Genomic DNA, 11782 nt, shown 5'->3' on the forward strand with positions numbered 1-11782 from the left:
ATGACCCTGACCTTTTCCCGTCTGCTCCTGCCGCTGGCCCTGACCCTGTCGGCCTGTGGCCAGACGCAGTATTTCGCGCCGCCACCCGTGACGACCGATCTGCGCGTGAACGTGCGGGCCGCGACCGTGCAGGTAAACGAGGTTTCGATCCCGGAATACGCGGTCAATCAGGAGATTCCGATCCAGCAGGCCGACGGCAGCCTGACGACAGACACTGACCGTCTGTGGGCCGATCTGCCCGACCGCGCCATGCAGGCCGCGCTGGCCCGGCACCTCAATACGATCACCGACGCCCGCGTCGCCGCCGAACCCTGGCCCCTGTCCGGGTTCCCCGAGGTCGAACTGTCGATCTTCGTCGAGGACATGATCGTGCGGGCGAATGGCACGCTCAGCCTGACGGGCACCTATGCCATCAAGTCCGAGACCGGGCGCGACCGCATCCAGACCTTCGATCTGGCCGCGCCGGTGGTCGATCTGGCCAGCTATCCCGCCATCTTGGCCGCCCATGAAGCGGCTTGGTTGCAACTTGCCGAAGCCGTCGCGCGGGACCTTTAGGGCAACCTGCCCGTATCAGCATCAAAACGGCAGGTCGTTGGACGACAGGTCGTCGTCTTGACGGCATTCCCGGACCCGGATGCGATGCTGGCAAGACTGACCACGGCGGGACGTCTCACCGGGGTGACGCAACGACGGTTTTGCGTTCTTCCCCCCAATGGTTGGCCCGCGCCACCCGAAGGCCGCAGACCCCTGTCTGTGTTTTGTCCATTTTGTAGGCAGACCTTGGCAGGAGGCAGCAAAGCAAACGGTTCTCGGCAGGATCGCGCCGCCCTCCAAGGCCGGTCGGAACTCGAATCGGCCCCATCGGTTCTATTGTTGAAGCGTTGGTCATCGTTAGGAGAGTCACCGTGCAAAATCTTGAAACTGTCGTTTTTCCCGTTGCAGGCCTTGGCACCCGGATGCTGCCGGCCACAAAGGTCACGCCCAAGGAGCTTTTGCCGGTCTATGATACGCCGCTTCTGCAATTCGCGGTGGAAGAAGCGTTGGACGCCGGGGCACGCCACCTGATTTTCGTGATCCATCCCGACAAGACCGCCATCGAGAGCTACATCCGCCCTGCTCCGGCGCTCGAGAAGACGCTGGTCGCATCCGGCAAGGAGGATCTTCTGCAAGCCGTTCGGCGCTGCACCACCCCGTCGGACGTCAAGGTGACCTTCGTCATGCAGCACGAACCGAAGGGGTTGGGCCATGCGGTCCATTGCGCCCTGCCAGAGGGTGCAACAGGCCCGGTCGGCATCATCTTGCCGGACGATCTGATCCTCGGAGCGCCTTGCCTGACTGAGATGACGAACGCCTTCGATCCCGAAACGATGACCAGTCTTGTCGCGGCGCAGCAGGTGCCTCGCCAGAAGGTGTCGTCTTATGGTATCTTTGACTGCGATGACGACGGGTCGCAGACGACTGCGGCGCGCGGGTTCGTTGAAAAGCCCGCGCAGGACGACGCCCCCTCAACGCTTGCCGCTGTTGGGCGTTATATTCTGATGCCCGGGGTGTTCGACGTCCTGGGCACGACCGGTCAAGGGGCCGGGGGGGAAATCCAACTTACGGACGCAATCGCCGACAGCGGCGGCGTTCATGCTTTCCGGTTCACCGGGCAGCGTTTCGACTGTGGCTCTGTCGATGGAATGGTGGACGCGACATTGGCGGTTCAAGCCATGCGCAAGCGCGCGCATTTGTCCTTCGCCGCCGAATGAGGAGACCTTTATGCACTTCTACGAGATGAACGGATTCATGGGATCGCAGACTGACAACGTTGCCCTGTGTGGCCAGAAAGATATGCCCGAGGCCGACGGCGCTTGCTTGTTTCTCGATTTTGACGGCACACTTGTCGACATCGTCTCGACGCCGGATGCTGTCGAAGTCCGCGACGACGTTCACGACTTGCTCGACCGCGCGATGACCCGCCTTAATGGTCGGGTCGCCATCGTGTCGGGTCGGTCCGTAGAGGCGCTGGAGGGGTTCCTGCCCCGCTTCAAGGGCCCCATCGTGGGCACCCATGGTGCGGAAATCCGGCACGCCGACGGTCGGCTGACCCGCATCTCGGCCGACGCCGAAAAGGTGGCGGCGCTCACCAGAATTGTCGTCGATTTCGGAAAGCTGCGCCCGGAATTCCTGGTCGAGACCAAGCCGACCGGCGTCGTTCTCCATTTCCGGAACGCGCCCGAACATGCCGCGCTCGCCATGAAACTGATGGAGGCCGTGGCCCATGCAGCAGATGGGTTCACGTTGCAGCCCGCCCTTATGGCCTACGAGATCAAGATCGAGAATACCGGCAAGGACAAGGCCATGCAAAAGATCATGGCGACAAAGACCTTTTCCGGTACCGTTCCCGTCTATGCCGGGGACGACCTGACCGACGAGCCGGCACTGGAACTCGCGGAGGCAGAGGGCGGTCTCGGCATCAAGATCGGCAAGGCCGAGACTCTGGCTAGCCACCGTCTGGCCGACCCGTCCGAATTGCGCGCCTGCGTGGAGCGGTGGCTTGCCTGACGGCGCCGAACCCATGTCTGACGGCCGCCTGATCGTCGTCTCGAACCGCCTGCCCAAGGGCGATGTTCCATCGGGCGGGTTGGTGTTTGCGGTGCACGAAATGCTCAGCCAGACCGGCGGGCTCTGGATTGGGGCCGCCGACCCGACCAAGACCGCCGAAGACGGGCTGACCCAGATTGGCAAGGGGGTATACGACCGCGCCACCTTTGCCCTGAGCGAAGATGAACATCGGCACTACTACCTCGGCTACTCCAATTCGATGCTCTGGCCGTTGTTTCATCACCGGGCAGACCTGCTGTCGTTCGATCAGGACGACTTCGACGGCTATGCCCGCGTGAATGCCCGTGTCGCACGCGCCATCGCCGAGGTTGCCGCGCCCGGCGACACGATATGGATTCAGGACTACCATTTCCTGATGGTTGCGAAATACTTGCGCGAGCTTGGCGTGCGCAACCGCATCGGGCTGTTCCTTCACATCCCCTGCCCCAATGTCAGCGATCTGATGGCCCTGCCGCAGGGGGCGGACCTTCCCGGTTGGCTGGCCGCGCATGACTTGGTCGGGCTTCAGACGCAGCGCGATGTATCGGCCGTCTCGGACCTGCTGCGTCTCGATCGCGCGATCGAACGCCTTCCCAATGGGGGCTGGATCCGCAAGGGCCATCGCTTTGCTGTCCTGAGCTTTCCCATCGGGATCGACGCCCAGGGGTTCGCCGATACCGCGGCCAGTGCGCCCGAATTGCCGCTTCGCATGCCACGCGATGCGCCGCTCATTCTCGGGGTGGACCGTCTGGATTACTCCAAGGGTCTGGTTCAGCGTTTCGACGGGTTCGATACCTATCTGGCCAGGCGGGACGCAGGCGGGCCCCGACCCACTTTCCTGCAGATCGCCCCCGGGAGCCGCGAAGACGTGGCCGCCTATCAGGAAATCCGCGACCAGTTGGAACGCCGCGCCGGGGCGATCAACGGTGCGCACGCCGATCTGGACTGGACGCCCCTGCGCTACGTCCGGCGCAATATCGACCGCGCCATTCTGGCGGGGCTTTATCGGCGGGCCGATGTGGCGCTGGTCACACCGCTTGCCGACGGAATGAACCTTGTGGCCAAGGAATTCGTGGCCGCGCAGGACGATGAAGACCCCGGCGTTCTGATCCTGTCGCATTTTGCCGGCGCCGCCGAGCAATTGCGGGCGGCTCTGCTCGTAAATCCCTTCGACACCAGCGCCTTGGCCGAGGCGATTGACCGCGCGATCCATATGCCGCTGGCCGAACGGCTTGAACGCCATGCCGCCCTTCGGCCGATGGTTTTCGATCAGGACATCACCTGGTGGCGCGACAATTTCCTGCGACACCTTCGCGGACACGCCGGATTTGACCGCGCCATGGCCCGCTTCTCTGCACCCTAGACGCTTCGCACACTGAATGCAGGGCTTCGTTCGAGTGCGGACGGCGGTCTTTCGTCGTCTATTTGGCCGGTGTCATGCCTGTTCGGACCGGCTCACTCAGAGCCGTAAAGATTTCAGACCAAAATTTTTTACCTCATGTAAAATTTTTGATCGACACCCCGACCACTTCCGGTAGGGTGGTTCCCAATTGAGATGGAGAACCCCAAAGATGTCGAAACCCCGGATCAACACGATGGAAGAACTGTCGGTCGCCATAGGTGTTTCTCGGCCCACGCTGTCGCGATTTTTTCAGGATCCGAGCCGGGTCAAGAAGAACACCGCGGCCAGGATCGAGGCCGGACTGGCCCGTGTCGAATACGTCCCGAACTTCTTCGCGACCCGGATGAACCGCAAGTCGACAGGCCTGATCGGCGTCATCATTCCCTATCTGAACGACCTGTTTTTCACCAAGCTGCTCCAGGCCGTCGAAGTCGCCGCAATGCAGGCCGGGATGACGGTGATAACCCAATGCTCCCACTCGGACCCCGCCATCGAAGCCCGCGCAGCCGAGACCTTCATGTCGATGAGCGTGGACGGCGCCATCGTGGCCCCCTTGGGCGATCACAGCGACCAGGCCGTCCACCTGCGATTGAAATCACGGATGCCCTTCGTCTTGATGGATTCTCGACCGAAAACGATGCCGAACGTTGATTTTGTTGGAACAAATCACCATCAGAGCACCGGGCTCATCACCGAATACCTGTGCCGTATGGGCGAGCCGCCGGTGTTTCTGGCCATGCCCCGGGTCAATTTCAACGCGCGCGAGAGGGAGGCCGCCTATATCGCGCGGATGCGGGAACTGGGCTTCGAGCCCGAGGTGATCGGGACCGAACTGCTGCACGAAGACTGGCATTTCGAGGAGCATGGAGAGGCGGTCCTCGACATCGAATTCGGGGGCGGACGACTGACGGATCGGTCGATTCTCTGCGCCAATGACAGGGTCGCCATCGGTGCGATCCGCGCCGCGGCGCGGCACGGCCTGACGCCCGGACGTTTCGGAAAGGGGGGCCTGCGCATCGCGGGCCATGACGATTACCCGCTCTGTCCCTACCTCAATCCGGCCCTCACCACGGTCGCGCAGAACACCGATGCGATTGGGAAGAAAGCAGTCTCTCGCCTGCTTGACCTGATCCGTGGCGATGGCCGGGACGACACCCCCGAGATCACCCTGTTCGACGGCAATCTCAAATTGCGTGAATCCGCATAGCGCTGAAATGTGCCGCATCGCAGCAATTCGGTGATCAAGAAAGTGGCTTGACTCGAACCTTCCCGAGCGTCAACATTTACATGTGTAAAAAGGGAGGACAGACATGTCTATCAAGAGAACACTGCTGACCAGTGTCGTGGGCCTTGCGCTCGCCACCGGCATTGCGTCCGCTGACGGTCACGCGACGACCATCACGATCGCCACCGTCAACAACGGCGACATGGTCCGCATGCAAGGCCTGACCGACGCCTTCAACGAAGCGCATCCCGACATCACGCTCGAATGGGTCGTGCTGGAAGAGAACGTGCTGCGTCAGAACCTGACCACCGACATCTCGACCGGGGGTGGCGCCTATGACGTCATGACCATCGGCACCTACGAAGTTCCGATCTGGGGCAAGAACGGTTGGCTCGTCTCGCTCAGCGACGGCATGGCAGACGACTGGAACGCAGACGACCTGCTGCCCGCCATCGCCGGTGGTCTGACCGTCGACGGTGAGCTCTATGCCGCGCCCTTCTATGGCGAGTCGTCGATGGTGATGTACCGGACCGACCTCATGGAAGCCGCCGGTCTCGAGATGCCCGACGCGCCGACCTGGGACTTCATCCGCGAAGCCGCTGCCGCGATGACCGACCGCGACAACGACATCAACGGCATCTGCGCCCGCGGCAAGGCCGGCTGGGGCGAGAACATGGCCTTCCTGACCGCCATGTCGAACTCCTTCGGCGCGCGCTGGTTCGACGAAGACTGGAACGCCCAGTTCGACAGCCCCGAGTGGGCCGCGACCATCGACTTCTACCTCGGCATGATGAACGAATCCGGTCCCGCCGGTGCCGCCAACAACGGCTTCAACGAGAACCTGACCCTGTTCCAGCAAGGCAAGTGCGGCATGTGGATCGACGCCACTGTCGCTGCGTCTTTCGTGACCGGCGCGGATTCCACCGTGGCCGACAAGGTCGGTTTCGCGCTGGCTCCCGACAACGGCCTGGGCAAGCGCGGCAACTGGCTTTGGGCATGGTCGCTGGCCATCCCGACCTCGTCGCAAAAGCAGGACGCCGCCAAGACGTTCATCAGCTGGGCCACCGGTCCGGGCTATACCGAGCTGGTCGCCGCCAACGAAGGTTGGGCCAACGTGCCCCCGGGCACGCGCACGTCGCTCTATGAGAACCAGGCTTATCTGGATGCGGCGCCCTTCGCGCAAATGACCCTCGACAGCATCTTGTCGGCGGACCCGACCAATCCGACCGTTCAGCCGGTGCCCTATACCGGCATCCAGTTCGTCGCCATCCCCGAATTCGCCGGGATCGCCACGCAGACCGGTCAGCAGTTCTCGGACGCCCTGGCGGGCAACCAGACTGCCGCCGAGGCGCTGGCCAATTCGCAGGCGCTGACCACGGAAGAAATGGAAGCGGCGGGCTACTAAGCCGCTCTCTCCCGTCAGGCGGCCTTTCGGGGTCGCCTGACACCCCCGACATCGCAACTTCGGACTTTCCGCGAGCGTCCCCTGAGGCTCCCGCAAGATCCGAGCCCCGTGTGCCCTCCTTCACGTCAGGAAAACTGCCATGGCGACCGCGCATTCGAAATCCGCCGCCCGTCTGATGATCGCACCGGCCGTCTTTGTTCTTCTGGTCTGGATGCTGATCCCGCTGTGCATGACGCTCTATTTCTCCTTCGCCGACTATCGCCCCATGCGCGGCGTGTTCGAGACCTGGATCGGGTTCGAGAATTTCATCCGGTTCCTGACATCGTCGTCGTTCCTCAGCTCGCTGGTGACAACGCTTCAGATGGTGGGCGGCATCCTCGTCATCACCATCGCGGGCGGGGTGCTCATGGCGCTCCTGCTCGATCAGCCGATGTTCGGCCAGGGCATCGTGCGGATCCTGGTGATCGCGCCCTTCTTCGTGATGCCTACGGTTTCGGCGCTGGTCTGGAAGAACATGTTCTTCAACGTGGACAATGGTTTGTTCTCCTACCTGTTCCAGGGTCTGGGGTTTCCGCCCTATGACTTCCTCAGCCAGTCGCCGCTTCTGTCGATCATCGTCATCGTGGCATGGCAGTGGCTGCCGTTCGCGACGCTGATCCTGCTGACGGCCGTTCAATCGCTGGACAGTGAGCAACTGGAAGCGGCCGAGATGGACGGCGCCCCGGCCCTCGCGCGCTTTCGCTTCATCATCCTGCCGCACCTGAGCCGGGCGATCACGGTGGTGATCCTGATCCAGACCATCTTCCTGCTGTCGATCTTCGCGGAAATCTTCGTGACGACCAACGGCGCCTTCGGCACCCGCACCCTGACCTATCTCGTCTATCAGCGCGTGCTCGAAAGCCAGAACATCGGACTTGGGTCGGCGGGCGGGATCGTCGCCGTCATCCTGGCCAACGTCATCGCGATCTTCCTGATGCGGATCGTCGGCAAGAACCTCGACAACTGAGGGGGAGGAGAGACAATGGCTCGTGCCATCACAACCCAGAAAAAGGTCATGTGGACCACCCTCGCCTGGTGTTTCGGCCTTTTGATGTTCTTCCCGATCCTCTGGACGTTCCTGACCTCGTTCAAGACCGAGGCCACGGCCATCGCCGATCCGCCGGTCTGGTTCCTGTTCGATTGGACCACCCAGAATTATGCCGACGTGCAGGATCGGTCGAACTATCCCAAGGCCCTGATGAACTCGATCATCATCGCCGTGGGATCGACATTCCTGGGCATCCTGATCGCCGTCCCCGCCGCCTGGGCCATGGCCTTCGTGCCCGGCAAGCGCACCAAGGATGTTCTGCTGTGGATGCTCTCGACCAAGATGCTGCCTGCGGTCGGCGTGCTCTATCCCATCGTTCTTCTGGCCAAATGGCTTGGCGTGATGGACAGCCGCATCCTGTTGGTCGTGGTCCTGATGCTGATCAACCTGCCGATCATCGTCTGGATGCTCTATACCTATTTCCGCGAAATCCCCGGCGAAATCCTTGAAGCGGCGCGGATGGACGGGGCGGGCCTGCGGTCGGAGATCCTCTATGTGCTGACACCCATGGCGGTGCCGGGCATTGCCTCCACGATCCTGCTCAACATCATACTGGCCTGGAACGAGGCCTTCTGGACGATCCTGCTGACGACCGTTGACGCGGCACCGCTCACCAAGTTCATCGCCAGCTTCTCGGCCCCCGAGGGTCTGTTCTACGCCAAGCTTTCCGCGGCCTCCATGCTGGCCATCGCACCGATCCTGATCATGGGTTGGTTCTCTCAGAAACAGCTCGTCCGGGGCCTCACATTCGGAGCGGTCAAATAATGGGTCAGATCAACCTCAACCAGGTCACCAAGAGCTTTGGCGACGTCCAGGTCATCCCTCCCCTCGACCTTCAGATCAACGAAGGCGAATTCGTGGTCTTCGTCGGCCCCTCCGGCTGCGGCAAGTCCACGCTGCTGCGCCTGATCGCGGGGTTGGAGGATACGACCTCGGGCCACATCAACATCGACGGCAAGGACGCCACGACCCTGCCGCCATCCAAGCGCGGGCTGGCCATGGTGTTCCAGTCCTACGCCCTCTATCCGCATATGTCCGTGCGCAAGAACATCGCCTTTCCGATGCGCATGGCCGGTCTGGACGAGGCGACGCAGAAGGCCAAGATCGAGGCGGCGGCCAAGGCGTTGAACCTGACGGATTACCTGGATCGCAAACCGGGCCAATTGTCGGGCGGTCAGCGTCAGCGCGTCGCCATCGGCCGTGCCATCGTGCGCGAACCCGCCGCGTTCCTTTTTGACGAACCCCTGTCGAACCTCGACGCCGCGCTGCGCGTCGGGATGCGCCTCGAGATCATGGAGCTGCACAAGAAGCTCGAAACCACGATGATCTACGTCACCCACGACCAGGTCGAGGCGATGACCATGGCCGACAAGATCGTCGTGCTGCAGGCCGGTGTCATCGAACAGGTCGGCAGTCCTCTGGAGCTTTACCACGCGCCGCGCAACAAGTTCGTCGCGGGTTTCATCGGCAGCCCCAGGATGAATCTGATCGAAGGGCCCGAGGCACAGAAGCACGGCGCCGCGACCATCGGCATCCGCCCCGAACATCTGGGCGTCTCCAAGACCGCGGGGCTGTGGCAGGGCAAGGTCGGGGTGGCCGAACACCTTGGTTCCGACACGTTCATCCACGTCCACCAGACCGGCCTGGCCGACATGATGACCGTGCGCATCACCGGCGACATCGAAGCCCGCCACGGCGATACCATCTATTTGACGCCGGACATGGACCAGTTGCACAGGTTCGACGCAGCGGGCCTGAGGATCGAATGAAACGACTGGACGGAAAATCGGCGCTGGTCACCGGATCGGCGCGCGGGATCGGGCGTGGCTTTGCCGAGGCCTATATCGCCGAGGGCGCGACGGTCGCCATCGCCGACGTGAACATCGCCGCCGCCCGGGCAACCGCGCGTGAATTGGGCGATGCGGCCTACGCGATGCAGATGGACGTCACCGATCAGGGCAGCATCGACGCCGCCATCGCCGCCGTGGTGGATCATGCGGGCAAACTCGACATCCTGATCAACAACGCGGCCCTTTTCGATGCCGCCGAGACCGTCGACATCACGCGGGCCAGCTTTGACAGGCTCTATGCCGTCAACGTCGCGGGCACCCTGTTCACCATGCAGGCCGCCGCCCGCCAGATGATCGCCCAAGGGCACGGCGGCAAGATCATCAACATGGCCAGCCAGGCCGGCAGACGGGGTGAGCCGCTGGTGCTCGTCTATTGCTCGACCAAGGCGGCGGTCATCTCGATGACGCAATCGGCGGGCCTGAACCTCATCAAGCACGGCATCAACGTCAACGCCATCGCCCCCGGCGTGGTCGACGGCGACCATTGGGACCATGTGGATTCGATGTTCGCCAAACTCGAAGGCAAGGCCCCCGGTCAGAAGAAGGCCGAGGTCGCCGCAGGCGTGCCCGCCGGGCGTTTTGCCGTGCCCGCCGATCTGACCGGAATGGCGGTCTTTCTTGCCTCCCCCGACTCCGACTATGTCGTCTCGCAGACGTATAATGTCGACGGCGGGCAATGGATGAGCTGATGAAACTGACCCTCGCTGCCCTCCACGATCTGCCTGCCGCGGTGGACCGCCCGACCTATTTCCGTGACCAGCTTTCCGCCGGGATCGTGCATGTGGGCCTCGGCAATTTTCACCGAGCGCATATGGCGCTCTATCTGCATGACCTGTTCCAGAAGGGGCGTGACCTCGATTGGGCGATTGTCGGCGCAGGTGTCCGTCCCGCCGACAGCGTGGTCCGCGCCGATCTGGCGGCGCAGGATTGGCTGACCACCGTCTGTGAACTCGATCCGGCGGGTGACCGTGCGGTGGTGACGGGCCCGATGATCGACTTCCTGCCGGTCGAAGAGGGCAATGGCCCGCTGATACGGCGCATGACCGACCCGGCCATCCGCATCGTGTCGCTCACCGTGACCGAAGGAGGGTACTATGTCGACTCCTCGGGGGCCTTCGACGTGGATCACGACGATATCCGTCACGATGCCGCCAATCCCGACACCCCGCGCACAGTCTTTGGCGCGATCATCGCGGCCTTGCGGGCGCGGAAGGCGGCGGGCATCACCCCCTTCACCGTGATGTCCTGCGACAACCTTCCCGAGAACGGCCACGTCGCCCGCGCCACGGTCACCGGCCTCGCCCGCCTGATCGACGCGGACACCGCCAATTGGATCGACAAGGCGGTGGCCTTCCCCTGTGCCATGGTCGATCGGATCACACCCGCAACATCCGACCGCGAGCGCGAGATGATCGCCCGGACCTACGGGATCGAGGATCGTCGCCCCATCACCTGCGAAAGTTTCCGCCAGTGGGTTCTGGAAGACAGCTTCAGCGCCGGGCGTCCCGCTTTTGAAGACGTAGGTGTTACCATCACCCCCGACGTCTCGCCCTACGAGTTGATGAAAATCCGCATCCTGAACGGCGGACATGCCGCGATGGCCTATCCTGCGGCCCTGCTCGACATCCATTTCGTGCATGACGCCGCCGTCGAACCCCTCGTCCGCGGGTTTCTCGACAAGCTGGAGCGGGAGGAGATCATTCCGACCGTCCCCCCCGTGCCCGATACCGACCTTGCGACCTACTATGCGCGGATCGGTGAGCGGCTGGAAAATCCGGGCGTGGCCGACACGATCCCCCGTCTGTGTCAGGACGGCTCCAACCGCCAGCCCAAGTTCATCCTGCCCACCACGCGCGACAGGCTCGCCGACGGCGGTGGCATCGAGGGCCTGTCGCTGGTCTCCGCCCTCTGGTGCCACTACCTTTGCGGCCTCAGCGAGGGCGGCCGGACCATCGCGATCGACGACCCCTCGGCTGACCGTCTTCGGGCAGCGGCCATTGCGGCCAGAACGGACCCGCGCGCTTTCCTTGATCTCGATTTCGTCTTCGGCGATCTGGCCCAGAACGCCGTCTTCGCCGACAGCTTCGCCCGACACCTCCGCGCCCTGCAACAGGACGGCACGGCAAAGGTCCTGCGGGGCTATATCGACGGCGCTTGAACGAATTCCCGCATGATGCCTGATGTTGCCCGATCAACGGAACGGAAACTCCCGGCGACACAATCGAGA

General features: G+C 62.9%; 11 protein-coding genes. All 11 read left to right on the forward strand.

Going from position 1 to position 11782, the window contains the following annotated elements:
* The 11 genes from BM002_RS06680 (at position 1) to BM002_RS06730 (ending at position 11713) form a co-directional block, all read left to right on the forward strand.
* A complete protein-coding gene (locus BM002_RS06680; protein WP_092778437.1) occupies positions 1-555 on the forward strand; it encodes a PqiC family protein in 555 nt (184 codons plus the stop codon).
* Positions 556-905: 350 nt separating this feature from the next.
* Positions 906-1751: a UTP--glucose-1-phosphate uridylyltransferase gene (locus BM002_RS06685; RefSeq protein ID WP_139212293.1), complete on the forward strand. Its 846-nt coding sequence runs from the start codon at positions 906-908 to the stop codon at positions 1749-1751.
* A gap of 10 nt (positions 1752-1761) precedes the next feature.
* Positions 1762-2547, forward strand: coding sequence for a trehalose-phosphatase (gene otsB / locus BM002_RS06690; RefSeq protein WP_175484819.1), 786 nt, complete (start codon positions 1762-1764; stop codon positions 2545-2547).
* A 13-nt stretch (positions 2548-2560) separates the two neighbouring features.
* Positions 2561-3949 carry an alpha,alpha-trehalose-phosphate synthase (UDP-forming) gene (locus BM002_RS06695; RefSeq protein ID WP_092778443.1) on the forward strand — a complete coding sequence of 463 codons (1389 nt, stop codon included), beginning with the start codon at positions 2561-2563 and terminating at the stop codon, positions 3947-3949.
* Between the two features lie 208 nt (positions 3950-4157).
* Positions 4158-5195 (forward strand): LacI family DNA-binding transcriptional regulator, encoded by a 1038-nt coding sequence (locus BM002_RS06700; protein WP_092778445.1) that lies wholly within the window; start codon positions 4158-4160, stop codon positions 5193-5195.
* 103 nt (positions 5196-5298) lie between these two features.
* Positions 5299-6618 carry an ABC transporter substrate-binding protein gene (locus BM002_RS06705; RefSeq protein ID WP_092778447.1) on the forward strand — a complete coding sequence of 440 codons (1320 nt, stop codon included), beginning with the start codon at positions 5299-5301 and terminating at the stop codon, positions 6616-6618.
* A 139-nt stretch (positions 6619-6757) separates the two neighbouring features.
* Complete coding sequence (locus BM002_RS06710) at positions 6758-7624, forward strand: carbohydrate ABC transporter permease (protein ID WP_092778449.1); 867 nt, start codon at positions 6758-6760, stop codon at positions 7622-7624.
* 15 nt (positions 7625-7639) lie between these two features.
* Complete coding sequence (locus BM002_RS06715) at positions 7640-8470, forward strand: carbohydrate ABC transporter permease (protein WP_092778451.1); 831 nt, start codon at positions 7640-7642, stop codon at positions 8468-8470.
* Positions 8470-9474, forward strand: a complete 1005-nt coding sequence (locus BM002_RS06720; RefSeq protein WP_092778453.1) for an ABC transporter ATP-binding protein — start codon at positions 8470-8472, stop codon at positions 9472-9474. The genes BM002_RS06715 and BM002_RS06720 overlap by 1 nt, the downstream gene beginning before the upstream one ends.
* Entirely contained in the window at positions 9471-10244 is a 774-nt protein-coding gene (locus tag BM002_RS06725; protein ID WP_092778455.1) for an L-iditol 2-dehydrogenase, read from the forward strand. Before BM002_RS06720 ends, BM002_RS06725 begins: the two co-directional genes overlap by 4 nt.
* Complete coding sequence (locus BM002_RS06730) at positions 10244-11713, forward strand: mannitol dehydrogenase family protein (RefSeq protein WP_245749149.1); 1470 nt, start codon at positions 10244-10246, stop codon at positions 11711-11713. Before BM002_RS06725 ends, BM002_RS06730 begins: the two co-directional genes overlap by 1 nt.
* The last annotated feature ends 69 nt before the right edge of the window (positions 11714-11782 follow it).

Source organism: Jannaschia pohangensis (assembly GCF_900113875.1).
In the GTDB taxonomy this organism is placed as follows: Bacteria; Pseudomonadota; Alphaproteobacteria; order Rhodobacterales; family Rhodobacteraceae; genus Jannaschia; species Jannaschia pohangensis.